Origin of the sequence: Albidovulum denitrificans (assembly GCF_002973535.1) — a bacterium.
GTDB lineage: Bacteria > Pseudomonadota > Alphaproteobacteria > Rhodobacterales > Rhodobacteraceae > Albidovulum > Albidovulum denitrificans.
The window spans coordinates 1-23,405 of sequence record NZ_PVEP01000010.1 but is presented as its reverse complement, the minus strand read 5'-3'; the positions used below and the strand labels follow the sequence as shown (position 1 = coordinate 23,405).

The 23,405-nt window shown below is 65.8% G+C and carries 25 protein-coding genes; 16 read left to right on the top strand and 9 right to left on the bottom strand.

Annotation, left to right across the window (positions count from 1 at the left end):
- Nucleotides 1-63: 63 nt before the first annotated feature.
- Nucleotides 64-1,008: a rhamnose ABC transporter substrate-binding protein gene (rhaS, locus tag LX70_RS17260; RefSeq protein WP_425430602.1), complete on the bottom strand. Its 945-nt coding sequence runs from the start codon at nt 1,006-1,008 to the stop codon at nt 64-66.
- Nucleotides 1,009-1,115: 107 nt separating this feature from the next.
- A complete protein-coding gene (locus LX70_RS17255; RefSeq protein WP_105516037.1) occupies nt 1,116-1,919 on the bottom strand; it encodes a DeoR/GlpR family DNA-binding transcription regulator in 804 nt (267 codons plus the stop codon).
- A 185-nt stretch (nt 1,920-2,104) separates the two neighbouring features.
- Between LX70_RS17255 and LX70_RS17250 the strand changes: the two genes are divergently transcribed.
- The 3 genes from LX70_RS17250 to LX70_RS17240 all read left to right on the top strand — a co-directional run bounded on the left by LX70_RS17250 (nt 2,105) and on the right by LX70_RS17240 (nt 6,995).
- Nucleotides 2,105-4,207: a bifunctional rhamnulose-1-phosphate aldolase/short-chain dehydrogenase gene (locus LX70_RS17250; protein WP_105516036.1), complete on the top strand. Its 2,103-nt coding sequence runs from the start codon at nt 2,105-2,107 to the stop codon at nt 4,205-4,207.
- Nucleotides 4,208-4,226: 19 nt separating this feature from the next.
- Entirely contained in the window at nt 4,227-5,471 is a 1,245-nt protein-coding gene (locus tag LX70_RS17245; RefSeq protein WP_105516035.1) for an L-rhamnose isomerase, read from the top strand.
- Nucleotides 5,472-5,537: 66 nt separating this feature from the next.
- Entirely contained in the window at nt 5,538-6,995 is a 1,458-nt protein-coding gene (locus LX70_RS17240; RefSeq protein ID WP_105516140.1) for an aldehyde dehydrogenase family protein, read from the top strand.
- 3 nt (nt 6,996-6,998) lie between these two features.
- Here LX70_RS17240 and LX70_RS17235 read toward each other — a convergent pair whose 3' ends face one another.
- Nucleotides 6,999-7,829, bottom strand: coding sequence for an HTD2 family dehydratase (locus tag LX70_RS17235; RefSeq protein ID WP_105516034.1), 831 nt, complete (start codon nt 7,827-7,829; stop codon nt 6,999-7,001).
- 10 nt (nt 7,830-7,839) lie between these two features.
- Nucleotides 7,840-8,094: an accessory factor UbiK family protein gene (locus tag LX70_RS17230; protein WP_105516033.1), complete on the bottom strand. Its 255-nt coding sequence runs from the start codon at nt 8,092-8,094 to the stop codon at nt 7,840-7,842.
- A gap of 116 nt (nt 8,095-8,210) precedes the next feature.
- Here LX70_RS17230 and lgt point away from each other — a divergent pair, with 116 nt between their 5' ends.
- The 4 genes from lgt to LX70_RS17210 all read left to right on the top strand — a co-directional run bounded on the left by lgt (nt 8,211) and on the right by LX70_RS17210 (nt 12,342).
- The gene (lgt, locus tag LX70_RS17225; RefSeq protein ID WP_105516032.1) at nt 8,211-9,092 is read left to right on the top strand and encodes a prolipoprotein diacylglyceryl transferase; all 882 of its coding nucleotides are present in this window, start codon (nt 8,211-8,213) and stop codon (nt 9,090-9,092) included.
- Entirely contained in the window at nt 9,089-10,165 is a 1,077-nt protein-coding gene (locus tag LX70_RS17220; RefSeq protein ID WP_105516031.1) for a class I SAM-dependent methyltransferase, read from the top strand. Before lgt ends, LX70_RS17220 begins: the two co-directional genes overlap by 4 nt.
- On the top strand, nt 10,162-10,917 hold the full coding sequence (pgeF, locus tag LX70_RS17215; protein ID WP_105516030.1) for a peptidoglycan editing factor PgeF: 756 nt from the start codon (nt 10,162-10,164) through the stop codon (nt 10,915-10,917). Before LX70_RS17220 ends, pgeF begins: the two co-directional genes overlap by 4 nt.
- A gap of 612 nt (nt 10,918-11,529) precedes the next feature.
- Entirely contained in the window at nt 11,530-12,342 is an 813-nt protein-coding gene (locus tag LX70_RS17210; protein WP_170076246.1) for a Hint domain-containing protein, read from the top strand.
- 34 nt (nt 12,343-12,376) lie between these two features.
- Here LX70_RS17210 and LX70_RS17205 read toward each other — a convergent pair whose 3' ends face one another.
- Nucleotides 12,377-12,877: an Lrp/AsnC family transcriptional regulator gene (locus tag LX70_RS17205; RefSeq protein ID WP_105516028.1), complete on the bottom strand. Its 501-nt coding sequence runs from the start codon at nt 12,875-12,877 to the stop codon at nt 12,377-12,379.
- 165 nt (nt 12,878-13,042) lie between these two features.
- On the opposite strand from LX70_RS17205, the gene trxB reads away from it, so the two are divergent.
- Complete coding sequence (trxB, locus tag LX70_RS17200) at nt 13,043-14,011, top strand: thioredoxin-disulfide reductase (protein WP_105516027.1); 969 nt, start codon at nt 13,043-13,045, stop codon at nt 14,009-14,011.
- A gap of 201 nt (nt 14,012-14,212) precedes the next feature.
- Nucleotides 14,213-16,276: a bifunctional sulfate adenylyltransferase/adenylylsulfate kinase gene (locus LX70_RS17195; protein WP_105516026.1), complete on the top strand. Its 2,064-nt coding sequence runs from the start codon at nt 14,213-14,215 to the stop codon at nt 16,274-16,276.
- Nucleotides 16,277-16,342: 66 nt separating this feature from the next.
- On the opposite strand, the gene LX70_RS17190 is transcribed toward LX70_RS17195, so the two are convergent.
- The 3 genes from LX70_RS17190 to LX70_RS17180 all read right to left on the bottom strand — a co-directional run bounded on the left by LX70_RS17190 (nt 16,343) and on the right by LX70_RS17180 (nt 17,591).
- Nucleotides 16,343-16,828 carry a cytochrome b gene (locus LX70_RS17190; protein ID WP_170076245.1) on the bottom strand — a complete coding sequence of 162 codons (486 nt, stop codon included), beginning with the start codon at nt 16,826-16,828 and terminating at the stop codon, nt 16,343-16,345.
- 107 nt (nt 16,829-16,935) lie between these two features.
- Nucleotides 16,936-17,163, bottom strand: coding sequence for a DUF1150 family protein (locus LX70_RS17185; protein ID WP_105516024.1), 228 nt, complete (start codon nt 17,161-17,163; stop codon nt 16,936-16,938).
- A gap of 11 nt (nt 17,164-17,174) precedes the next feature.
- On the bottom strand, nt 17,175-17,591 hold the full coding sequence (locus LX70_RS17180; protein WP_105516023.1) for an Hsp20 family protein: 417 nt from the start codon (nt 17,589-17,591) through the stop codon (nt 17,175-17,177).
- Nucleotides 17,592-17,767: 176 nt separating this feature from the next.
- Here LX70_RS17180 and LX70_RS17175 point away from each other — a divergent pair, with 176 nt between their 5' ends.
- The 4 genes from LX70_RS17175 (at nt 17,768) to LX70_RS17160 (ending at nt 20,357) form a co-directional block, all read left to right on the top strand.
- Complete coding sequence (locus LX70_RS17175; protein WP_105516022.1) at nt 17,768-17,986, top strand: YdcH family protein; 219 nt, start codon at nt 17,768-17,770, stop codon at nt 17,984-17,986.
- A 63-nt stretch (nt 17,987-18,049) separates the two neighbouring features.
- A complete protein-coding gene (gene purE, locus LX70_RS17170) occupies nt 18,050-18,532 on the top strand; it encodes a 5-(carboxyamino)imidazole ribonucleotide mutase (protein WP_105516021.1) in 483 nt (160 codons plus the stop codon).
- Nucleotides 18,529-19,284, top strand: coding sequence for an NAD(P)-binding domain-containing protein (locus tag LX70_RS17165; protein ID WP_105516020.1), 756 nt, complete (start codon nt 18,529-18,531; stop codon nt 19,282-19,284). Before purE ends, LX70_RS17165 begins: the two co-directional genes overlap by 4 nt.
- Nucleotides 19,281-20,357, top strand: coding sequence for a 5-(carboxyamino)imidazole ribonucleotide synthase (locus LX70_RS17160; RefSeq protein WP_105516019.1), 1,077 nt, complete (start codon nt 19,281-19,283; stop codon nt 20,355-20,357). The genes LX70_RS17165 and LX70_RS17160 overlap by 4 nt, the downstream gene beginning before the upstream one ends.
- 13 nt (nt 20,358-20,370) lie before the next feature.
- Here the strand turns inward: LX70_RS17160 and LX70_RS17155 are convergent, their stop codons facing one another.
- Complete coding sequence (locus LX70_RS17155) at nt 20,371-21,102, bottom strand: alpha/beta fold hydrolase (RefSeq protein WP_105516139.1); 732 nt, start codon at nt 21,100-21,102, stop codon at nt 20,371-20,373.
- Between the two features lie 76 nt (nt 21,103-21,178).
- Between LX70_RS17155 and LX70_RS17150 the strand changes: the two genes are divergently transcribed.
- From LX70_RS17150 to LX70_RS17140, 3 genes are all read left to right on the top strand, one after another.
- The gene (locus tag LX70_RS17150) at nt 21,179-21,631 is read left to right on the top strand and encodes an NUDIX domain-containing protein (protein ID WP_105516018.1); all 453 of its coding nucleotides are present in this window, start codon (nt 21,179-21,181) and stop codon (nt 21,629-21,631) included.
- A complete protein-coding gene (locus LX70_RS17145) occupies nt 21,628-22,119 on the top strand; it encodes a GreA/GreB family elongation factor (protein ID WP_105516017.1) in 492 nt (163 codons plus the stop codon). The genes LX70_RS17150 and LX70_RS17145 overlap by 4 nt, the downstream gene beginning before the upstream one ends.
- A 1,047-nt stretch (nt 22,120-23,166) precedes the next feature.
- The coding region (locus LX70_RS17140) for a transposase (RefSeq protein WP_146111647.1) at nt 23,167-23,405 on the top strand (239 nt) is incomplete at its 3' end.

The following is a 23,405-nucleotide window of genomic DNA, read 5'->3' as shown; positions in this document are numbered from 1 at the left end:
GTCTCTGCCGGGATCAGGGACCCGGCGCGGGGGAGCGTCCGCGCCGGGGAAGGGGTCGGCCGATCAGAAGATCGACTTGAACGCCTCGATGTTCGAGGCGTCATAGACGAAGGGATCGGCCATCGCGCCTTCGTTGTTGTCGTCCAGCGTGACGCTGCCCATCCGGCCCATCGGGATCGCGGCGCCGGGTTCGGCCGTCGCGTCGCCCTTGGCGAGGTGATAGGCGATCATCGTCGCCGAATAGCCAAGGTCGATCGGGTTCCAGATCGCAAAGCTTTTCGACGCGCCGGATTCGACCGCGCCCGCCATTTCCGAGGGCAGGCCAAGGCCGGTCACGTTGATCTGGCCGACCTTGCCCGCATCTTCCACCGCCTGCGCGGCCGCGACGATGCCGACGCTGGTCGGGGCGATGATCGCCTTGAGGTCCGGGTAGGACTGCATCAGGCCCTGCGCCTCGCGGTAGGACTTGTCGGCAAGGTCGTCGCCATAGACGGTCGCCACGACGTTGATGCCCGGATAGTTGGGCAGGACCTTGTTCATCTCCTCGATCCAGGTGTTCTGGTTCGTCGCCGTGGCCGAGGCCGACAGCACCGCGACATCGCCGCCATCGGGCAGGTTGTCGGCGGCAAGCTTGATGATCATGTTGCCGATCAGCGGATTCGAGGACGGGTTGAGGTGCATCTGCCGACCTTCCGGCGCGACGCCCGAATCCCAGGAGATGACGGTGATCCCGCGATCCATCGCCTTCTTCAGCGCCGGGGCCACCGCGTCGCGGTCATTGGCCGAGATCGCGATCGCGTCGACCTGCTGCGCGATGAGAGAGTTGATGACCTCGATCTGGCCCTCCGCCGTCGTGTCGGTCGGGCCGGTATAGATGATCTCGACATCGCCAAGCTCGGTCGCGGCCTCTTGCGCGCCCTTGTTCGCGGCCTCGAAGAAGCCGATGCCAAGCGCCTTGACGACCAGCGCGATGCGGGTCTTGTCCTGCGCCATGGCCGAAGTACCCATCAGGCAGGCGGCAAGCGTCAGCCCTGTGGTGAGTGTCGTGAACGTGCGCCGTTTCATCTTGCTGGACCTCCCATGATAGCAAGCGTGTCTGTTCTGGCGGGCGGCGGTCAGGAGGCCGCCCCCTCCTGCTGTGCCGCCGCCACCGGGGCGACGATCAGATTGATGTCCGCGGCCTCCAACATCGCGGCGTCGCGGTCGGAAATGCCTTCGTCGGTGATGAGCGTATGAACCCGTTTCAGCGGGCAAAGCACCAGGCTGGACCTGTTGCGGAATTTCGTGGAATCGACCAGCAGCACCAGTTCCTCCGCCTGGCCGATCAGCTTCTGTTCCGCCTGGATCAGAAGCGGGTCCGCCTCCATCAGGCCAAGCGGCCCGACACCCTGCGCGCCCATGAACATGCGCCGGGCGTAGAAGTTCTTCGACACGTCATTGTCGAAGGGGGACAGGATGATGTTCTGCTCGCGGTAGATCGCCCCGCCCGGCAGCAGGATCGTGTTCTTCGAATGCTTCAGAAGATGTTCCGCGATCGGAAAGGAATTGGTGAAGACCTGCAAGCGCCGGGTCGCCAGCGGATGCACCATCTGGAATGTCGTCGTCCCGCCATTGATGATGATCGGTTCACCATCCTCGCACAGGGCCACCGCGGCGCGGGCGATCGCCTGCTTCTGCGCGATGTTCATCTGTTCGTTGAAGACGAAGGGACGCCCGGCAAGGCCCACGATCTGCGGCGGGTTGATCGATTCCGCCCCGCCCCGGACCCGGCGCAGCTTTTTCTGCGCATCAAGCGTGGCGATGTCGCGCCGGATCGTCGCCTCGGACGCGCCGGTCAGGGCGCAAAGATCGACGACCGTCACCACCGGCCGGTCCTGGACGGCAGAGAGGATGATCCTGTGGCGTTCCGTTTCAAGCATGATGGCCTCCCACCAGGAAAGGTGCGGGGATTCTCGCCATGTGTCAATCATAAACAATCACAATCAATCATTCTGCGTCGCAGCATGATTGGATATGACTGAAACTGATTGACATTCTGCCGCACCCCCTGCACCGTTCCGGCATTCGGGGACATGACGTCCCCCGCGCCTGTCGGGAGGAAACGATGCTGAAAACCGCTGAGAATCAGCGCCTTGCAAACGGCTGGGACGACGGCAGGGCAAAGGGGATGAGCGAATCGGAAAAGCTCCTCTACCGCTCCAACCTGCTGGGCAGCGACAAGCGCATCACCAATTACGGCGGCGGCAACACCTCGGCCAAGGCGATGGAGACGGACCCGCTGAGCGGCGAGGCGGTCGAGGTCCTCTGGGTCAAGGGATCGGGCGGCGATGTCGGGTCGATCAGGATGGACGGTTTCGCGACGCTTTACATGGACAAGCTGAACGCGCTGAAAGGCGTCTATCGCGGGCCGGAGTTCGAGGATGAGATGGTGGGCTACCTGCCCCACTGCACCTTCAACCTGAACCCGCGCGCCGCCTCCATCGACACGCCGCTGCACGCCTATGTGCCGAAGAAACACGTCGACCACATGCACCCCGACGCGATCATCGCGATTGCGGCGTCGCAGAATTCGAAGGCGCTGACGCAAGAGATCTTTGGGGATGAGATCGGCTGGCTACCGTGGAAGCGGCCGGGCTATGAACTGGGCCTGTGGCTTGAGACCTTCTGTCGGGAGAACCCCAATGCCAAGGGCGTCATCCTTGAAAGCCACGGGCTGTTCACCTGGGCCGATGACGCCAGGGAGTGCTACGAGCTGACACTGCGGGTCATCCAGCAGGCGATGGACTGGTTCGCCGAACGCACCGCGGGCGTCCCGGCCTTTGGCGGCGCGAAGCACCAAAGCCTGCCCGCCGATCAGCGCCGCGACGTCGCCAGCCGCCTGATGCCCGCGATCCGGGGCATGATCTCGGGCCAGCAGGCCATGGTCGGCCATTTCGACGACAGCGACGCGGTGCTGGAATTCGTCAACGCAAGGAATATGGAACCGCTCGCGGCGCTTGGCACCTCCTGCCCCGACCACTTCCTGCGCACCAAGATCCGGCCGCTGGTCGTGGCCTTCGATCCCGCCCGGCCGGACGTCGACGCCACGCTGGCGGGCCTTGCCGATGCGGTCGCGGCCTACCGGGCCGACTACGCGGCCTACTACGACCGCTGCAAGCACCCCGACAGCCCCGCCCTGCGCGACCCGAACGCGGTGGTCTATCTGGTGCCGGGCGTCGGCATGATCACCTTCGCCAGGGACAAGGCGACGGCCCGAATCTCGGGCGAGTTCTACGTCAACGCCATCAACGTGATGCGCGGCGCGTCCTCGGTCAGCACCTATGTCGGCCTGCCCGAGCAGGAGGCCTTCGACATCGAATACTGGTTGCTGGAAGAGGCAAAGCTGCAACGGATGCCGAAGCCGAAATCGCTGGCCGGGCGCGTCGCGCTGGTGACCGGCGGGGCGGGTGGCATCGGATCGGCCACGGCCGAGCGCTACCTGGCCGAGGGCGCCTGCGTGATGCTGGCCGATATCGACGCGGCGGCGCTGGCCGATACCGGCGCGGCACTGGCCAAACGGCACGGCAAGGACGTGGTGCGCACGGTGGCGATGAACGTCACCGACGAAACCGCCGTCGCTGCCGCCTATGCAGTGATGGCGGTCGAATTCGGCGGGGTCGACATCCTTGTCTCCAACGCCGGGATCGCCTCATCCGCGCCGGTGGAGGACACCTCGCTCGCGCTCTGGAACAAGAACATGGACATCCTGTCCACCGGCTATTTCCTCGTCAGCCGGGCGGCGTTCCGCATGATGCGGGCGCAGGACATGGGTGGGTCGATCATCTTCGTCGCCTCGAAGAACGGCCTTGCCGCCTCGCCCAATGCCTCGGCCTATTGCACCGCCAAGGCGGCGGAAATCCATCTGGCCCGCTGCCTTGCGCTGGAAGGGGCCGAGGCGGGCATCCGGGTGAACGTGGTCAACCCCGACGCGGTGCTGCGCGGGTCGAAGATCTGGTCGGGCGAATGGCTCGACCAACGCGCCTCGACCTACAAGACCGACAAGGAGGGGCTGGAGGAGATGTATCGCCAGCGCTCCATGCTGAAACGCTCGGTCTACCCCGAGGACATCGCCGAAGCCGCGTATTTCTTCGCCTCCGACCACGCGTCGAAATCCACCGGCAATATCCTGAATGTCGATGCCGGCAACGTGCAGGCCTTCACGCGCTGAGGTCAGGGGGGGAACGGCCATGTCCAGAAGCTATGACATCGCGAAAGAGGTCTTCGCCGACTGGGGCGTCGATACCGAGGCAGCACTTGCCCGGATCGCGACCATCCCGATTTCGGTCCATTGCTGGCAGGGCGACGATGTGGCGGGGTTCGAGAAGAAATCCGGCACCTCGGGCGGCGGCATTCAGGCCACCGGCAACCATCCGGGCCGCGCGCGCAGCCCGGACGAGTTGCGCGCGGACCTGGAATTCGCCTATGCGCAGATCCCCGGCAAGCACCGGCTGAACCTGCATGCCTGCTACCTCGACACCGACGAAAGCCCGGACCGCGACGCGATCGAATATCGCCATTTCGCCCCTTGGGTGGACTGGGCGAGGGATCAGGGGATCGGCATCGACTTCAACCCGACCTTCTTCGCCCATGCCAAGGCCGACGACAACCTGACGCTTGCCCATCCCGACGCGGGCATCCGCGATTTCTGGATCGAACATGGCCGCCGCACGCGCGAGATTGCCGCCCGGATCGGAGCGGCACTGGGAAGCGCTGCGGTCAACAACATCTGGGTACCGGACGGCTACAAGGACATTCCCGTGGACCGCATGGCCGCAAGGCGGCGGCTTGAAGCCTCGCTGGACGCGATGACGGCGGAAAGCCACGACCGCGCCCATATGCGGGACGCCGTGGAATCGAAGCTCTTTGGCATCGGGGTCGAGGCCTGCACCGTCGGCAGCCACGAATTCTACCTTGGCTACGCGATCCGCAAGGACATGGTGCTATGCCTCGACATGGGCCATTTCCACCCGACGGAGAATGTCGCCGACAAGCTGTCCTCCGTCGCCCTGTCGGTGGATGAGATCCTGCTGCACGTCTCGCGCCCGATGCGCTGGGACAGCGATCATGTGATCCTTCTTGGTGACGACATCCTGTCCATGGCGCAGGAACTTGTCTTCGCCGACCTCTTGGGGCGGACCCATATCGGCCTTGATTTCTTCGATGCCACGATCAGCCGGACGGCGGCCTGGGTCATCGGCACGCGCAACATGCAAAAGGCGCTTCTGCGCGCGCTTCTTCTGCCGCAGGCGCGGCTGAAGGCGGCGGAAGAGAGGCTGGACCATACCGCGCGCCTTCTTCTGACCGAGGAGGTCAAGGACCTGCCCTTCGCCGCCGTCTGGGCAGAGTTCTGCGCGCGCCAAGATCGCCCCACGGGTCAGGCGCTGATCGGCGAACTTGACCGCTATCAGGCCGCCGTCGCCAGCCGGGGCTGATCGCCCCTTCCTTGACCCCGACCCGCCGCTGTGACTTCCTCGGCGCGGCAATAGGCGGGGGCGATGATGGCGAAGCATGGCGTGACGTGGTTTCCGGCGGATGAGATCCTGATCGGCGGGGTCTGGGGGCCTGCGGCGGCGGGCGAGGTGCTTGAGGTCGCCAACCCCTCGGACGGGACGCTTCTTTGCACGATCGCGCGCGGGCGGGCCGGGGATGTGGATGCCGCCGTCGCGGCGGCCGGGGCCGCGCGGGACGGCGCCTGGGGGCGGCTGACGGCGGCGGAACGCGGGCGGCTGATGCTGCGCCTGGCGCGGATCATCGAGGACCGCGCCGAAGACCTTGCCCGGATCGAGGCGCTGGACGTCGGCAAACCCCTGAAACAGGCACGGACCGATGCGCTGGCGATGGCGCGCTACATGGAATTCTACGGCGGCGCGGCCGACAAGCTGATGGGCGAGACGATCCCCTATCTGGACGGCTATACCGTCTATACGCTGCGCGAGCCCCATGGTGTGACCGGCCATATCGTGCCGTGGAACTACCCGATGCAGATCCTTGGACGGTCCGTGGGCGCAGCGCTGGCGGCGGGCAATGCCTGTGTCGTGAAACCGGCCGAGGATGCCTGCCTGACAGCGCTGGCGCTGGCGCGACTGGCGGAAGAGGCGGGCTTTCCGCCCGGCGCGATCAACATCGTCACCGGCCTTGGCGCCGAGGCGGGCGCGGCGCTGGCCGCCCATCCCGGCGTCAACCACGTCTCCTTCACCGGCTCGGTCCCGGTCGGGCGGATGGTGCAGGAGGCGGCGGCGAAGAACATCGTGCCGGTGACCCTGGAACTGGGCGGCAAGTCGCCGCAACTCGTCTTCGCCGATGCCGATCTGGACCGCGCGCTGCCCTTCCTTGTCAATGCGGGCATCCAGAACGCCGGGCAGACCTGTTCCGCCGGGTCGCGCATTCTGGTCCAGCGCAGCCGCTATGCGGAGGTGGTGGAGAAGATGGGCTCGAAAATCGCTGCGCTGACCGCGGGTCCGGCGCTTGATGACCTCGACCTTGGCCCGATCATCTCGGCCCGACAGAAGGACCGCATCGCGGGGATGCTGGCGCTGGCGGACGGGCTGACGCTGGCCGCCGAGGGGAGGATCGCCAAAGACGCGCCCGCCGGGGGCTTTTACCTGACACCCCGCCTCTACGCCGATGCGCGGCCCGATCACGTTCTGGCGCAGGACGAGATTTTCGGCCCGGTGCAGGTCGTCATCCCCTTCGAGGATGAGGAGGAGGCAACCGCCATCGCCAACGGCACCGATTATGGCCTTGTCGCCGGGGTCTGGACGCAGGACCTCGGGAGGGCGATGCGGATGGCGCGGAAGGTGCGCGCGGGGCAGGTCTTCCTGAACAATTACGGCGCGGGCGGCGGGGTCGAGCTTCCCTTTGGCGGCACCGGCAAGTCGGGCCACGGACGCGAGAAGGGGTTTGAGGCGCTTTACGGCTTCACCACGCTGAAGACCGTCGCGGCCTGGCATGGCTAAGGCTTAAACCGCCGCCGCCTCCATCGTGACCGGGCCGCCCGTGATGCGCACCCGCAGGGCAAGACCGCCCTGCCCGCCATGCGCCTCGACCGCGATGGGTTTGCCGACGGTCAGCGGCGACAGGCCCCGGTAGCGGAACGTTCGCGGCGCCCGCCCAAGCACCCGCGTGGCAAGGTTCAGCATCAGGACCGCCTGCAACGGCCCATGCACGACAAGGCCGTCATAGCCCTCAACCCCGGTCGCATAGGGGGGATCGTAGTGAATGCGGTGGCCATTGAAGGTCAGCGCGGAGAACCGGAAGAGAAGGACCGGATCAGGGGTCAGTTCCATCGCATCAAGGGGCGCGCCGAGGTCGGGGGCAACTGGCGGCGTCTCTGCCGTGCCGGGAACGGGATCGGGGCGGTAGACGATGTCATGCACCTCATCCAGCACCATCTGCCCGTCCACCGCATAAAGATGCCGGACGGCGACGAAGCCCAGGGGACCGCTGCGGCCCTGCCGGAAGCGGATGCTTTCGATGGTCGTCGTCCGCGTCACCAGATCGCCGGGGCGGAACCGGCCCGTCAGGTCAAGCGATCCACCCGCCCACATCCGGCGCGGGAATGGCAGGGCGGGCAGAAAGAGGCCGGTGCGCGGATGGGCGTCGCGACCAAGCTGATCGGCCCCCACCATGTCGGGGCAAAGGCACCAGTGCAGCCCCGGTGGTGCGTCCTGATCGGCCAGCCAAGGCCCCAGCGTCGCGCGAAACCCCTCGACCAACCTTTCGCCGACCGGCTCCCGGCGCGTGAAGCTGCGCCCGATCCAGTCTGCGAAATCGCTTTCCGAGGGCAGCATCCCCGACCGCTCAGCCCTTGGCGGGCTTCGTTTTTTCCAGCGCCTCGATCCGGGCTTTCAGCGCCTCATTCTCTTCCCGCGCCTTCTGCGCCATGGCGCGGACCGCATCGAATTCCTCGCGCGTGACAAAGTCGCGGTCGGCCAGCCAGCGGTCCATCCAGGACTTCATCGCCGTCTCGGCCTCGGTCCTCGCCCCCTGTGCGACGCCCATGGCATTGGTCATAAGCTTCGACAGATCGTCGAAAAGCTTGTTCGGTCCGGTCATCTGGTGCCTCCGTTCGGGCCATCTCGGTCTTGTGGCCTATATGCGCACCGGCGCCGCAAAGCTCAAGGTTGACTTCGCCGCAGGGAGAAGGTCTGAGAGAGGCCGCAGGAGGACACATGCTCGCCGCGATCCGCTTTCCAGACATTCCCAACGGCCTGACGATCCCGCTTTTCGGCTGGGACCTGACGCTGCGCTTCTACGCGCTGGCCTATATCATCGGCCTTGTCATCGGCTGGCGCATCCTTGTGGCGCTGATGAAGCGGCCCGGTCTCTGGCCCGCCGACACAGCGCCGATGGAGCCACGGCGGGTGGAGGATCTGTTCACCGCCGTCATCCTCGGCGTCGTCCTTGGCGGTCGGCTGGGCTATGTGCTGTTCTACCAGCCGGGCTATTACCTGTCCCATCCGCTTGAGGTGTTGAAGGTCTGGGAAGGCGGCATGTCCTTTCACGGCGGCTTCCTTGGCGTCGTGGTGGCGGGGCTGTGGTTCTGCCGCCGCTATGGCGCGCCGCCGATGCAGGTGGCGGACGCGATGGCGCTGGTGGCGCCGGTCGGCCTTTTCCTTGGCCGGATCGCGAATTTCATCAATGCTGAACTGTGGGGCCGCCCGACCGATCTGCCCTGGGGCGTGATCTTCCCCGGCCCGGCGGCGCAGGATTGCGCGGGTATCGAGCCGGGACTTTGCGCCCGCCACCCGAGCCAGCTTTACGAGGCCGGGATGGAGGGGCTGATCCTCGGGCTGATCCTGTTGCTGCTCTTGTCGCGGGGGGCGCTGAAGCGGCCGGGCCTGATCACCGGCGCCTTCCTGACCGGCTATGGCCTATCGCGCTTTATCGTCGAATTCGTCCGTCAGGCCGACGCGCAGTTCATCACGGCGGGCAACCCGCTGGGCCATGTCCTGCAACTCGGCCCCGTCGGGCTGTCGATGGGACAGCTTCTGTCGCTGCCGATGATCCTTGCGGGCCTTTGGCTGATCGTGCGGGCGAAGGCGCGGGCATGACACCGCTGGCCGGGATTCTCGCCGCAAGGATCGCGGCCACGGGGCCGATCACCATCGCGGAATACATGGCCGAATGTCTGATGCACCCGCGCCATGGCTATTATTCCACCCGCGACCCCTTCGGGCAGGCGGGCGATTTCACCACCGCGCCGGAAATCAGCCAGATGTTCGGGGAACTGATCGGCCTTTTCCTCGCCCAGTGCTGGCTGGATCAGGGCCGCCCTGCCCCCTTTGTGCTGGCCGAGATCGGGCCGGGGCGCGGGACGCTGATGGCCGATACGCTGCGGGCGATGAAGTCCGTGCCGGGGCTGGTGGACGCGGCGCGTGTGCATCTGGTGGAAACCTCACCGACGTTGAGGGCGCGGCAGGCGGCGACCCTTGGTGCGGCGGTCAGCGCTTGGCATGACCGTGTCGAAGACCTGCCCGAAGGCCCGCTTTACCTGATCGCCAACGAGTTCTTCGACGCCCTGCCGATCCGGCAATTCCTGCGGTCGGGCGCGGGCTGGCGGGAGCGGCATGTGACAGCGGCCGAGGGTCGGCTTGCCCCCGCCTTCGGGCCGGAAACGCGCTATGGCGAGCTGACCGACCGGCTGGAAGACACGGCCGAGGGCGGGATGGTCGAAACCTGCCCCGCCCTGCCCGCGATCGCCACGGAAATCGCCCGCCGCATCGCCGCCCATGGCGGTATCGCCCTGACCATCGACTATGGCGGCTGGCAGTCGCGCGGCGACACGCTTCAAGCGCTGCGCGCGCATCGGTTCGAGGACCCCTTCGCCACACCGGGAGAGGCCGACCTGACCGCGCATGTGGATTTTCAGGCGCTGGCGGCGGCGTTCCGGGGCGCGGGCTGCGACGTCAGCGCGATGACCCCGCAGGGCGCATTCCTGACCCGTCTGGGCATCGGCGCGCGGGCCGAGGCGCTGGCGCGCAATCTTGGCGGCGAGGCGCTGCAAAGCCACCGCGCCGCGCATCGCCGCTTGACCGATGCCGAAGAAATGGGTCAGTTGTTCAAGGTACTGGCCTGTTATCCGGCCGGAAACGCGACCCCGCCCGGACTGGACCCCATGCGATGACGCTGGAAATCCTGACCCACCCCGCGCTCGCCCCGTTCCGGCACGGTTTCTTCACACGCAAGGGCGGCGCATCCTCGGGCATCTTCCAGGGGCTGAACTGCGGCGCGGGATCGTCCGACCAAAGCGAGGCGGTCGCGATCAACCGCGCCCGTGTGGCCGAGGCGCTTGGCGTCGCCGCCACCGATCTTGCGGGCCTGCATCAGGTGCATTCCGCCGATGTCGTCACCGTGACCGGGCCGCTTTCCTCTTCCCCCCGCGCCGATGCGCTGGTGACGGCGACGCCCGGCATCGCGCTGACCGTCCTGACCGCCGATTGCGAACCCGTCCTGTTCGCCGACCCCGAGGCGAAGGTCATCGGCGCGGCCCATGCCGGCTGGCGCGGCGCGCTGGGCGGCGTGCTTGAGGCGACGGTGGACGCGATGGAGGCGCTTGGCGCGCGACGCGAAAAGGTCCGCGCGGTGATCGGCCCGACCATCAGCCAGCGCGCCTATGAGGTCGGACCCGAGTTTCTTGAGGAATTCCTGACCGAAGACCCCGACTATGGCCGCTTTTTCGCCGGTGGCAGCGGCGACCGGGTCCATTTCGACCTGCCCGCCTTCGGACTGCACCGGCTGCGCAGCCACGGCGTCGGCCTTGCCGAATGGACCCGGCACTGCACCTATGAGGATGCCGCGCGCTTCTACAGCTACCGCCGCTCCGTCCACCGGCATGAAGCCGATTACGGCCGCCTGATCTCGGCCATCCGCATCTGACCGGGCGCCCTGACCGCCACGGCAAAAGCCACACAATCCCTCCACCCTTGCCCAAAACCCGCCGCATTGCGGTGCGATGAAGGACGTAGCCGGGCGCAAGATCCGGCACCGGCGGCCCAATGCAGGCCGCGTCTTGAGGCAAAGGAGCACTTCATGAAACCGACGCGTCGCTGGATGCAATGGGTTCTGGCCGAAAGCACCCGGTCCGACCTGATCCTCCCCTGGCAGCGTGGCGCCCGCAAGGCCGCCAGACGCCGCTGATCCGGCCCCGCGTCACCGTTTCCCGCACCCCGATCCCTTGCCGACCTCCCCCGTGCCGCCCGCACGGACCTGTGGACTGGCGGAACCGGCCCCCCCCTTCCGGTTTCGCCAGTTTCACAGTCCGATTCGCACGTTAAGGTTGTGTTAAGATTTCAAGGACTTGTCCTTTTAGACAGGTCCCCGTTTTGCCCCCGTGGACAAAGCGGCGACCGCCCCCCGCATTGCCCTGCACACCCCGGAAAATAGTCGCTGATTTTTGACAAGATTGGAGAAAATCCGCAGTTTGTTCGCATAGTCAATCTGCATTTCGGGTGGGGGCCCCGCAGAAGGACAGACCGAAAGGCTGCTCGCGTGTCTTACCATAGTGACGCCGTTTCCCGGCGCTCGATTGATCTCTTTTCCCCGCAAATCACAACTCCGGCGAATTTCCCGCCGACCCAGTCCCCGAAATCCACCGCGCTGACCCGCTCCACCCGGCTGACCCGTCGGTATGAGCTGTCCTATCTCGCCGAAGATGGCACCGTGGCCTATGAAACCCGCGTCGCCACCGCCGTGCCGGAGATCGAGGAGGCATTTTCCGCTCTCGCCCGCGGCACGGTGATCGCCACCGCCGACGGCCCCGTCGCGGTCGAGGATCTGGTGCCGGGCATGCAGGCATTGACCGCCGAGGGCGGGACGGCCCGCATCACCTGGATCGGGTCGATGACGCTTTTCCCCAACTGCTCCATCCCCGGCGTCGCGCCCGCGCGCATGACGCGCATTACGGCGGACGCCTTCGGTGTCGGGCGGCCGATGCCGGACCTCGTCCTGGGGCCGCGCGCGCGCATCCTTCTGCGCGATGCCCGCAGCCGGATGGCAACCGGCGTCGTCACCAGCTATGCCCCCGCGCGCAGCTTCGCGGACGGTGTCAGCATCATCGAGGTCACGCCGGTGGCGCCGATCACGGTGTTTCACATCATGCTGGAACAGCACGGCTCGCTCCGCGCCGCGGGGCTTGAGGTGGAAAGCTACCATCCGGGCAGCGACATCGGCGACCGTATGGACGCGCAGCTTTCGTCCGAACTGCTGGGCCTCTTCCCGCATCTGCGCGGCTTTGCCGGGTTCGGACCGATGGCCCATCCGCGCCTTTCGGCGCGCGAGGTCGAGGCGGCGCTGACCTACTGACCGCGAGACCACCCCTGGCCAGGCGGCGCGGCGTTCAGGCGCTGCGCCGCAGCCGGTCTTCCAGCACCTCGAACGGCACGCCCGGATCGTCCTTGGCGACCCGGATCACCAGGCTCGTCTTCACGCTGGCCACATTATCGGCGCGCAAAAGCTCTTCCGTCAGGAAGGACTGAAAGCTCGACAGGTCCAGCGCCACGCATTTCAGGATGAAGTCGATCTCGCCGTTCAGCATGTGGCATTCGCGCACAAGCGGCCAGTTGCGGCAGCGCGTCTCGAAAGCCGACAGGTCGGCCTCGGCCTGGCTGTGCAGGCGCACCATGGCAAAGACCTGCACTTCGAAGCCCAACTCGCGCGTGTCGACATCGGCGTGGTAGCTGCGGATATAGCCCGCCTCTTCCAGCGTCCGCACCCGTCGCAGACAGGGCGGGGCCGAGATGCCCACGCGCCGCGCCAGTTCGACATTCGTCATGCGGCCATCGGCCTGCAACTCGGCAAGTATCTTGCGGTCGATCTCGTCGAGTTTGTTGGCGCTCATGCTCGGGCTCTCCTTTTGGTGCGGAACTTACTGTCCGGGCGCGTTCTGCGCAATATTATTCCAAAACACCGCAATTTTTTGTCGGGGCGGCTCCCCTTCTGGGGCTTTCCCCCCGGACCGTGGCTGCTTATATGGCGAAGCGAACGAGGTGAAGGGGCATCCGACATGACCGACAAGCGCCACAGCAAGGTACTCATCATCGGCTCCGGCCCGGCCGGGTATACCGCCGCCGTCTATTCCGCGCGCGCGATGCTGAACCCGGTTCTGGTGCAGGGCATCCAGCCCGGCGGTCAGCTGACCATCACCACCGAGGTGGAGAACTGGCCCGGCGATACCGAGGTCCAAGGCCCGGAACTGATGGTACGGATGGAGGCCCATGCCAAGGCGATGGGGGCCGAGGTGATCTCGGACCATATCTCCTCGCTTGACCTCTCGCGCCGTCCCTTCACCGCGCAAGGCGACAGCGGCACGACCTATACCGCCGATGCGGTGATCCTTGCGACCGGCGCGCAGGCGAAATGGCTGGGCCTGCCGTCGGAGGAAAAGTTCAAGGGCTTCGGCGTTTCGGCCTGCGCGACCTGCGACGGGTTCTTCTATCGCGGCAAGGAGGTCGTAGTCATCGGCGGCGGCAATACCGCCGTGGAAGAAGCGCTGTTCCTGACCAATTTCGCCAGCAAGGTCACGCTGATCCATCGCCGCGACGAACTCCGCTCCGAGAAGATCCTGCAAGACCGGCTGTTCAAGAACCCGAAGGTGGAACTTCTGTGGAACCACACGGTCGAGGAGATCCTCGGCACCGAAAAGCCGCTGGGCGTCACGGGCGTGCGCGCGAAGAACGTCAAGACCGGGGAAGAGACGGTCGTCCCCTGCGACGGCTTCTTCGTCGCCATCGGTCATGCGCCCGCCTCCGAACTGGTGAAGGATCAGGTTGAGCTTCACCACGGCGCCTATGTGAAGGTGAAACCGGGCAGCACCGAAACCTCCATCCCCGGCGTCTTCGCGGCGGGCGACCTGACCGATCATGTCTATCGCCAGGCGGTGACCTCCGCTGGCATGGGTTGCATGGCGGCGCTGGATGCGGAACGCTGGCTGGCCGAACAGGACGCCGAAAAAGAGGTCGAGGCGGCGGAGTAATCCAGCCGCCAGAGGCATCGCCCCCACCGGCAGGCTGGCCGCGCCCGGCCTTGCCCACTTAACCCCATATCCCAAAACAGTCCTGTTGCAGCCGGGTCACTTCCGGCCGCAACGGGTACAATAGGCACGCAGCCCTTTCTTTCTCAGGCTTTCCGTGAGATATGTTCAGCGCTGAACAAATAGTGAGTCGAAAGCGCGCCCGTGTCGCAAGTGGTGACATCCCCCTCGGAAGACGACCAGCTCTTCCGCCTTCTGCGTCAGCTTGACCTGGCGCCGGAGGCTTCGCAGCGGGCGACGGCGCAGGCGCTGGGTGTCAGCCTTGGCACCCTCAACGCCCATCTGCGCGCCGCCACCGACGCCGGACATATCCGCGTTGCAAGCCGCAGCGGCCCGGACCGCCGCCAGCGCTTCACCTATGAGCTGACGACAAAGGGCGCCGCCACCAAGGCCCGCCTGACCGATCAGTTCCTGACCCGCAAACTCGCCGAATACGACGCGCTGCATGCCGAACTGACCGGCAGCGACAGCGGCCTTCTCCAGATCAAGAAAAGGACCCCCCTCATGCAATCCAACCTCGCCCCGATCCCGGAGCTTTACGTCTCTTACGATAGCGCCCAGAAGCTGAAGCACGAAGCGGGCGCGCTGCCGTCCTGGGACCTGACCCAGCGCCAGGTCTGCGATCTTGAGCTTCTGATGAACGGCGGCTTCTACCCGCTGAAGGGCTTCATGACAGAGGCCGATTACGATGGCGTCGTCTCTGACATGCGCACCGCCGACGGCGCGCTTTGGCCGATGCCGGTGACGCTGGACGTCAGCGAGAAATTCGCCGAAGGGATCGAGCCGGGCCAGGACATCGCCCTGCGTGACGCCGAGGGCGTGATCCTCGCCATCCTCTCGGTCACCGACAAATGGGTGCCGAACAAGGTTGTCGAGGCCGAGAAGGTCTTTGGCGCCAACGACCTTGCCCACCCGGCGGTGAACTACCTGCACAACACCGCGGGCAGCGTCTATCTTGGCGGCCCGGTCACCGGCATCCAGCAGCCCGTTCACTATGACTTCAAGGGCCGCCGCGACACGCCGAACGAACTGCGCGCCTATTTCCGCAAGATGGGCTGGCGCAAGATCGTCGCCTTCCAGACCCGCAACCCGCTGCACCGCGCGCATCAGGAACTGACCTTCCGCGCCGCGCGCGAGGCGCAGGCGAACCTCCTGATCCACCCCGTCGTCGGCATGACCAAGCCGGGCGATGTCGATCACTTCACCCGCGTGCGCTGCTATGAGGCGGTTCTGGACCAATACCCGGCCTCGACCACGCATCTGTCGCTTCTGAACCTTGCCATGCGCATGGGCGGCCCGCGTGAGGCGCTTTGGCACGCGATCATCCGCAAGAACCACGGCCTGACCCATTTCATCGTCGGCCGTGACCATGCCGGCCCCGGCAAGAACAGCCAGGGCAAGGATTTCTACGATCCCTATGCCGCGCAGGAACTGGTGCGCAAACATCAGGAAGAAATCGGCATCGAGATGGTTGATTTCAAACAGATGGTCTATGTGCAGGAAAAGGCCCAGTACTTCCCCGTCGACGAGGTGCCGGAAGGCTCCACCGTCCTCGACATTTCCGGCACCGAGCTTCGCCGCCGCCTGCGCGAAGGGCTTGAGATCCCCGACTGGTTCTCCTTCCCCGAGGTGGTGCAGGAGCTTCGCCGCACCTCGCCGCCGCGCGCCAAACAGGGCTTCACGGTCTTCTTCACCGGCCTCTCCGGGTCCGGCAAGTCAACCATCGCCAACGCGCTGATGGTCAAGCTGATGGAGATGGGCGGCCGTCCGACGACGCTTCTGGACGGCGATGTGGTGCGCAAGCATCTGTCCTCGGAACTCGGCTTCTCCAAGGAACACCGCGACATCAACATCCGCCGCATCGGCTATGTCGCGTCCGAGATCACCAAGAACGGCGGCATCGCGATCTGCGCGCCCATCGCGCCCTACACCGCGACCCGCCGCGCCGTGCGCGAGATGGTCGAGGCCTTCGGCGCCTTCATCGAGGTCCATGTCGCGACCAGCCTTGAGGAATGCGAACGGCGCGACCGCAAGGGGCTCTACAAGCTTGCCCGCGAAGGCAAGATCAAGGAATTCACCGGCATCTCCGACCCCTATGAGGAACCGTTGAACGCGGAACTGAAGGTCGAGACGGAGAATGTGGACGTCGACAACTGCGCCCACCAGGTGATCCTGAAGCTGGAAAGCATGGGTCTTATCAAGGCCTGATCCGCCCCCCGGAAACAGGAAAGCCCCGCCAACCGGCGGGGCTTTTTTCGTCTCACCACCGCGCCGTCATTCGGCGCGCATCATCCGGCGGATCAGCCCGTCCTTCAGCACATATTGGTGGTAAAGCGCGCCCGCGACGTGAAGCACGGTCAGCACCATCAGGATGTTGAACAGCAGTCCGTGGATCATGCCCGCGTCCCGAACCGCGCCGAACCAGCCCACCATACCAACGATGGGAAGCAGGAAGATGCAGGCATAAAGCCCCAGATGCGTCAGCTTGGCGACCAGATCGGCGACCGGATGCCCGCCCGGCGGCAGGTCCGGCGCGCCGCGCGTCTTGCGCAGCAAAAGCCGCACGACCGCAAGGACGAGGACCAGCACCCCGATCCAGACATGAACGGCGGTGCCAAGCGTGAAGGCCTCGCCCCCCTTCAGGAAGGCGCGCCAGGCCTCTTCCATCGCCTCGCTTGTCACATAGTTGACGATCAACAGGACGACGATCGCCCAGTGGAGGATGATCTGCCCCCGGCTATATCCGCTTACACTACTCATTTGTCCCTCATGCATTTGGGTGGCGCGGGGCGCGGCTTGCACCCGCGCCCATACCCTTCAACGCACTGAGGAACGTTTTCCGTCGCGGGTCAATCCCGAAGCCGGGGTCAGTGAACGCTGACCGGCGCCATGTCGTTCTGACGCGCCACGATGAAGGCCAGCTTGCGGTCCTTCACCAGGGCCAGCCGTTCGCCCGAGGCATCGTGGACGGCATAGATGGTCTCAAGCCCCATCGCCTGCTCGCGCAGTTCCTCGGGCAGATCGGCGACCGCCACGGGGCGGACATAGACGATGCGGTCGCCCGTTTCCGGGCCGAAATCGTATCTGGTATCCATGACTGCTCTCCTCACCCTTTCTCGATACGGATCGTCTGCACGATCCTTTCAGGCACCGCCCGGCGCAGATCGACATGCAGAAGCCCGTTTTCCATCACCGCCCCGGCCACATCGACACCATCGGCCAGCACGAAACTGCGCTGGAAGGCGCGTGCGGCGATCCCGCGATGCAGGAAAACGCGCCCCTCATCGGCATCGTCGGCCTGACGGCCGCGGATCATCAGCTGGCGATCCTCGACCGTGATCGACAGATCGGCCTCGCGGAAACCGGCCACGGCCAGCGTGATGCGGAAACTGTTTTCCGAGGACTGCTCGATATTGAACGGGGGATAGCCGTCATTCCCGGTTTTCGCGGTGCGTTCGACAAGCCTTTCAAGCTGATCAAAGCCCAGAAGGAAGGGGTGCGCGGCAAAGGTCAGTTTCGTCATTTCGACATGTCCTCGGGTTCAAGCGACACTGGTCATGGCCCCGATCCCGGCGGCCATGGATCAGATATGGTCGCCCCTGCCCCGCACGGCAAGGGGCGGCGCACGGAAATGCTTTCCGCAACTGCATGGAATTGCTATCTTTCGATACCGACCAATTTCCGCACGGATTGCCCCGAATGAACGCCCATCCCGAAATGGACAGTATCGAAGTGATGCAGGTGAAGCTGGGCGTCCTTCGGCAGGAACATCGCGACCTGGACGAGGCGATCCACATGATGGAGACCTCGGGCCGGTCGGATCAGCTTCGGCTGCGACGCCTGAAAAAGCAAAAGCTGATGCTGAAGGACCAGATCGCGCGGATCGAGGATATCCTGACCCCCGATATCATCGCCTGACGCCATTGCGCGCAGGGCGCGCATGGCTATAGTGCGCGCTCCATTCGGCATGCGGGGATTGGCATGGGCGTGAAGGTCGGGATCATCATGGGCTCCCAGTCGGACTGGGAAACGATGCGCGAGGCGGCGGGGGTTCTCGATGAACTCGGCGTGCCGCATGAGGCAAGGATCGTCTCCGCCCACCGCACCCCGGACCGGCTTTGGGACTATGGCAAGACCGCCGTGGAGCGTGGCCTTCAGGTCATCATCGCGGGCGCGGGGGGCGCCGCGCATCTGCCCGGCATGATGGCGTCGAAGACCCGCGTGCCGGTGATCGGGGTGCCGGTTCAGACCCGCGCGCTGTCGGGTGTCGACAGCCTTTATTCCATCGTCCAGATGCCGCGCGGCTTTCCGGTCGCCACCATGGCCATCGGCGCCGCCGGGGCCGCGAATGCCGGGCTGATGGCGGCGGGCATTCTGGCGCTGAACGATCCCGAACTGGCCAAACGCCTCGACCAGTGGCGCGCGACCCTTTCCGCCTCCATCCCCGAGGAACCGCAGGGATGAGCCGGATCGGCTTCATCGGCACCGGCCATATCGCGGCGCCCATGGTCCGCCACCTGGCCGCCAAGGGCCACGAAATCGCGGTCACGCGGCGGAACGAAACCGTGTCGGCGGCGCTGGCGCGCGACTGCGGCGTGACGATTGCCGAGCCGCAGGCGGTTGTCGACGCAAGCGACATCGTCTTCCTCTGCCTGCGCCCGCATCATGCCGAGGCGGGGCTGTCGCCACTGCGCTTCCGCGAAGGCCAGCAGATCGTGTCGGTCATGGCCGGGGTGCCGGTCGAAACGCTGACCCGTCTCTGCGCCCCCGCCACGGATTTCGTCCAGACCATCCCCCTTGGCTTTCTGGAACAGGGCGGCTGCCCGCTGGCCGCGCATGGCAATGACGTCCTGCTGGCCGACCTTTTCGCGCCCGAAAACCCGGTGGTGAAAGTGCCGGACGAAGCCGCACTGAACGCCCATTTCGCAATCTGCGCCATGGTGCCGGGCATCCTTGACCTGATGGCGACCGCCTCAGGCTGGCTTGGCCAGCGCAGCGGCGCCGACGGGGCAGAGTTCTACACCACGCAGTTGATGGCGGGCTTCCTTGCCGCGATGGAGAAGGGCCGCGCCGGACGGCTGGCCCAAGAACGCGATGCGCTGGCAACCGAAGGGACGCTTAGCCTGCAAATGACCGAAATCCTGCGTGATGGCGGCGCCCATGCGGCGCTGACCCGCGCGCTTGACGCGATTGAAAGACGACTGGACCAGGCATGACCGACCGCCCCCTTCCCGCAGGCGCCACCATCGGCATTCTCGGCGGCGGCCAGCTTGGCCGGATGCTCTCTGTCGCCGCCGCGCGCCTTGGCTACAGAACCCATATCTACGAACCCGCCGCCAATCCCCCGGCGGGCCATGTCGCCGACCGCGTAACGACCGCACCCTATGAGGATCTTGATGCACTGGCCGCCTTTGCCGAAGCGGTCGATGTCGTCACCTATGAGTTCGAGAACATCCCCGCCTCGGCCCTCGACGCGCTTGAGGCGCATCGCCCGATCCACCCCAACCGCCGCGCGCTGACCATCAGCCAGGACCGGCTGATCGAGAAAGCCTTCCTGCGCGACCTCGGCCTGCAAACCGCGCCCTTCGCCGCCGTGGACGATGCCGAAGATCTGGCCGAGGCGCTTGCCGAAATCGGCTGCCCGGCGATCCTGAAGACCCGGCGGCTGGGCTATGACGGCAAGGGGCAGGCACGGCTGAACGGGCCGGAGGATGCCGACACCGCGCTGGCCGCCATGGCGGGCGCGCCCTCGATCCTGGAAGGTTTCGTGAATTTCAGCCGCGAAGTCTCCGTCATCGCCGCCCGCAGCGCGACCGGCGAGGTTGCGGCCTTCGATCCGGGCGAGAATATCCACGAGGGCGGCATCCTGCGCACCACGACCGTACCGGCACAACTGACCAATGCCGAACGCACCGACGCCGTGCTGCTGGCGGGCAAGGTCCTGAACGCGCTGCATTATGTCGGCGTGATGGGGGTTGAGCTGTTCGTCACCGACGCGGGCCTCGTGGTCAATGAAATCGCGCCCCGCGTCCACAATTCCGGCCACTGGACGCAGAACGGCTGCGCCGTCGATCAGTTCGAACAGCATATCCGCGCGGTCGCGGGCTGGCCCTTGGGCGACGGGTCGCGGCATGCGGATGTCGTCATGGAAAACCTGATCGGCGACGACATCGACCGCATCCCCGACCTGGCGCGCGAGGCGAACACCGCGATCCATCTCTACGGCAAGGCCGAGGCCCGTCCGGGCCGCAAGATGGGCCATGTGAACCGCATCGTCACGAAGGGCTGAGCGTTCGGGCAGCTCACTCGCCCGTCGTCACCCGCCCCACGGCCTGAAGAAAACTCAGCTCGCGGTTGAACCGGCCGTTTTGCAAAAACTCGATCACCTCGGCGATGACCAGCGGGTTGTTCATCAGGAAGGTGTGGGTGACAGGCAGGACCATATGGTCGCGCATCCCCTCGATCCGGGTCGAGGCGACGCTGACCTTGCCGTCATCCGGCCCCTCGATCACGCTTGAATAGATCGGGTTCAGCGACACGTCCCCCGCGATGATGCCAAGGTCGAACTGCACCGGCGGCAATTCGTTCGGCACACTCTCCGGCCCGGTGCCAAGCGCAAGCCCGGCAGGGCCGTTGATCCACTGAAACGGCCCCAGATCGCCAAAGGCATCGACAAGCTCGCTGCCGTGGTTCGGCGGCGCCAGCATCACGACGCGCCCCATATCCGGCGGCCGATGCGCCGACAGCCAGGCGCGCGCAAGGATGCCGCCCATGGAGTGGGTGACGATATGCACCCTTTCCTGCCCGCATTCGGCGATCTGCGGGCCGACATAGTCCTTCACCAGAACCTCGATCGGCTGCTTGGTGGACGGGTAGCCTTCGTTGACAACCCGGTACCCGGCCCCTTCCAGCGCCGCCTCCATCGCCAGAAGCGACGTTTCCGACCGCGCCAGCCCATGCAGCAGCACGACGCAATCGGCCCGTGCGGCGGCGGCGGGGATCAGGGACAGGGCGACCAGAAACGTTTTCAACATGAAGGGAAGATAGGCGATCGAACCCGCCACCGCATCCCCTTGCGTGCGACGCGACGTTTCGTCACTCTCGCCCCCCATGAAACCGCGCCTGCCCCGCCTCGCCACCCGCGCCCTGATCCTTCGGGACGACCGGCTTTTGCTGGTCAACGCCTATCCCGGCGGGGTCAGCGACCTGTGGTGCGCGCCCGGCGGCGGGGTGGAGGCGGGTGCGTCGCTGCCCGACAACCTGCGGCGTGAGGTGCATGAGGAAACCGGGCTGAGCGTCGCGGTCGGCCCGCTCGCCCTCGTCAACGAATTCCACGACCCCGCCACCGGCTTTCACCAGATCGACCTCTACTTCCGTTGCGAGATCACCGGCGGCACGCTTGACGACGGCTGGCGCGACCCCGAAAACGTCGTGACCGACCGCCGCTTCTTTGCCCGCGAGGAGATGACCGCGATCCGCTTCAAGCCCGACAGCCTGCCGAAGGTGGCCTTCGCGCCCCCCGGCCCCGCCCTTTACGACCCGCTGGAGGAGATCGTGAGATGAGCCGCGCCTTCGTGAAGGAGGACGGGCCGGACAACACCCCTCTGCCCGACCTGCCGATCAGCCCGCACCCGAACTACGTCACCCCGTGCGGACTGCAATCCTTGCGCGACCGGATGGAGGAACGGCAGGCGGAGCTTGCCCGCCTGAAGGCGCGGGCGGACCGGTTGGATACCCTGCCCGAACGCGCGGCGGAAAGGGATATCAGATACTTAAGCGCCCGCATCGCCTCGGCCATCCCGGTCGATCCCGCGACCCAACCGCAGGATGAGGTGGCCTTTGGCGCGAGGGTCAGGGTGGTGGATGAGGACGATGTCGAGACCACCTATGAGATCACCGGCGAGGATGAGGCGGACGCGGCACAGGGGCGGATCGCGCCGCATTCGCCCTTGGCGCGGGCGCTGACCGGGGCCTCGGTGGGGGATGTGGTGGAATGGAACCGGCCTGCGGGGCGGGTGTCGCTTGAGGTTCTGGCGATCTCTTACGGCTGACGCCTTGCGCATATCTTGCGTTCAGCCCCGCCCTACCCGCGAGATTTTGTTGATCCGGCCCGCGATCGGCGCTATGAAACCGTCACAGGTGCTACAGACGCGGTAGATTATCCCTGACGAAACGGGACCCCCTGCTTGCAGGCGGGTCCCGTTGCTTTTCGAAAGACGGAGTCAGAAAAGGCGCCAGGTGCTCAGACGCGGTCTTCGCATGGGTCCTGCGACCCTCCCTGACGCCTTCCTGATCGGGTTTCCCGTTGCCGGGCATCCCCATCAATGTGACGATTCTGTGAACCATCACAACCACTTGGAACCCGAAGGCCCGTCCGTGGCCCGCTCCAGCCCTTGCGACACCGCGTCCGCTTTCCAGTCCGAAGACCGTCCACGATCCGCCAGCGTTCCACACCGTGCAAGGGTATGATTGAACCGAAGTCCGATCCTACCACCCGCGGGTTGCGGAGGCCTTTGCGCCCCGCCCGGTGTCTTGCGATCCGTTGCGGTAAAGGAACGTTCGCGCGCCGGGGCTGAGTCGCGCAAGGAAATAGCAGTGCAGCATGAAAATTAGCGGGGGATAACCCGTTGATTTTCCTTGTGGACAACCTGTGGACGGCGGGAATTTCTGCTGTCCCCCGGCAGGGTTGGCGGTCTGAGGGCCATGCGTTCGGAGAGAGGGCGGTTTCTGCGCGTGCGAAGGGGTTCGGGGCGGGCCCCATGCGTCCAGGCGCGTCGGAATGCCGTCGGGGAGGCGTCGGGTTTGTGTAGGGGTCTTGTAGCTACATCGGATGGGGCAAGAGAGGACCGGCAGGGGACGTGCCAGTGGCACGTCACCCGGTCCGATTGGCTGGAGGCGCAAGCCGGAAGCCAAGGGGTTCTCCGCTTGCGCCGTGCGTCCGCAATCGGGACGCGGCTGCCTGGGCTGGCGCGGAAACGCGCCTGCCGGGGGCAGGCAGGCGCGGCCCGATTTGTCGACGGACAAATCGGGCAGTGACCTGCTCCCCTGAAAAGTCCTCGATTTGAGGTTAGCCTGTTCTCCAACTGAGGAGACAGACGATGAAGAGATCACGGTTCAGCGAAGCGCAGATCATTGGTATTCTGAAGGAGCATCAGGCGGGCATGAGCGCGCCGGATCTGTGCCGCAAGCACGGGATCAGCGACGCGACTTTCTACAACTGGCGGCGCAAGTATGGCGGCATGGAGGTCGCCGATGCGAAGCGGCTGAAGGCGCTCGAAGCCGAGAACACGAAGCTCAAGAAGATGTTGGCCGAGCAGATGATGGATGTGGCGACACT

Excerpts from the sequence above, each read along its gene's own strand:
- rhaS (WP_425430602.1), bottom strand. The coding sequence starts at position 1,008 with ATGGGTACTTCGGCCATGGCGCAGGACAAGACCCGCATCGCGCTGGTC.
- LX70_RS17255 (WP_105516037.1), bottom strand. The coding sequence starts at position 1,919 with ATGCTTGAAACGGAACGCCACAGGATCATCCTCTCTGCCGTCCAGGAC.
- LX70_RS17250 (WP_105516036.1), top strand. The coding sequence starts at position 2,105 with ATGCTGAAAACCGCTGAGAATCAGCGCCTTGCAAACGGCTGGGACGAC.
- LX70_RS17245 (WP_105516035.1), top strand. The coding sequence starts at position 4,227 with ATGTCCAGAAGCTATGACATCGCGAAAGAGGTCTTCGCCGACTGGGGC.
- LX70_RS17240 (WP_105516140.1), top strand. The coding sequence starts at position 5,538 with ATGGCGAAGCATGGCGTGACGTGGTTTCCGGCGGATGAGATCCTGATC.
- LX70_RS17235 (WP_105516034.1), bottom strand. The coding sequence starts at position 7,829 with ATGCTGCCCTCGGAAAGCGATTTCGCAGACTGGATCGGGCGCAGCTTC.
- LX70_RS17230 (WP_105516033.1), bottom strand. The coding sequence starts at position 8,094 with ATGACCGGACCGAACAAGCTTTTCGACGATCTGTCGAAGCTTATGACC.
- lgt (WP_105516032.1), top strand. The coding sequence starts at position 8,211 with ATGCTCGCCGCGATCCGCTTTCCAGACATTCCCAACGGCCTGACGATC.
- LX70_RS17220 (WP_105516031.1), top strand. The coding sequence starts at position 9,089 with ATGACACCGCTGGCCGGGATTCTCGCCGCAAGGATCGCGGCCACGGGG.
- pgeF (WP_105516030.1), top strand. The coding sequence starts at position 10,162 with ATGACGCTGGAAATCCTGACCCACCCCGCGCTCGCCCCGTTCCGGCAC.
- LX70_RS17205 (WP_105516028.1), bottom strand. The coding sequence starts at position 12,877 with ATGAGCGCCAACAAACTCGACGAGATCGACCGCAAGATACTTGCCGAG.
- trxB (WP_105516027.1), top strand. The coding sequence starts at position 13,043 with ATGACCGACAAGCGCCACAGCAAGGTACTCATCATCGGCTCCGGCCCG.
- LX70_RS17190 (WP_170076245.1), bottom strand. The coding sequence starts at position 16,828 with ATGAGTAGTGTAAGCGGATATAGCCGGGGGCAGATCATCCTCCACTGG.
- LX70_RS17185 (WP_105516024.1), bottom strand. The coding sequence starts at position 17,163 with ATGGATACCAGATACGATTTCGGCCCGGAAACGGGCGACCGCATCGTC.
- LX70_RS17180 (WP_105516023.1), bottom strand. The coding sequence starts at position 17,591 with ATGACGAAACTGACCTTTGCCGCGCACCCCTTCCTTCTGGGCTTTGAT.
- LX70_RS17175 (WP_105516022.1), top strand. The coding sequence starts at position 17,768 with ATGAACGCCCATCCCGAAATGGACAGTATCGAAGTGATGCAGGTGAAG.
- purE (WP_105516021.1), top strand. The coding sequence starts at position 18,050 with ATGGGCGTGAAGGTCGGGATCATCATGGGCTCCCAGTCGGACTGGGAA.
- LX70_RS17165 (WP_105516020.1), top strand. The coding sequence starts at position 18,529 with ATGAGCCGGATCGGCTTCATCGGCACCGGCCATATCGCGGCGCCCATG.
- LX70_RS17160 (WP_105516019.1), top strand. The coding sequence starts at position 19,281 with ATGACCGACCGCCCCCTTCCCGCAGGCGCCACCATCGGCATTCTCGGC.
- LX70_RS17155 (WP_105516139.1), bottom strand. The coding sequence starts at position 21,102 with ATGTTGAAAACGTTTCTGGTCGCCCTGTCCCTGATCCCCGCCGCCGCC.
- LX70_RS17150 (WP_105516018.1), top strand. The coding sequence starts at position 21,179 with ATGAAACCGCGCCTGCCCCGCCTCGCCACCCGCGCCCTGATCCTTCGG.
- LX70_RS17145 (WP_105516017.1), top strand. The coding sequence starts at position 21,628 with ATGAGCCGCGCCTTCGTGAAGGAGGACGGGCCGGACAACACCCCTCTG.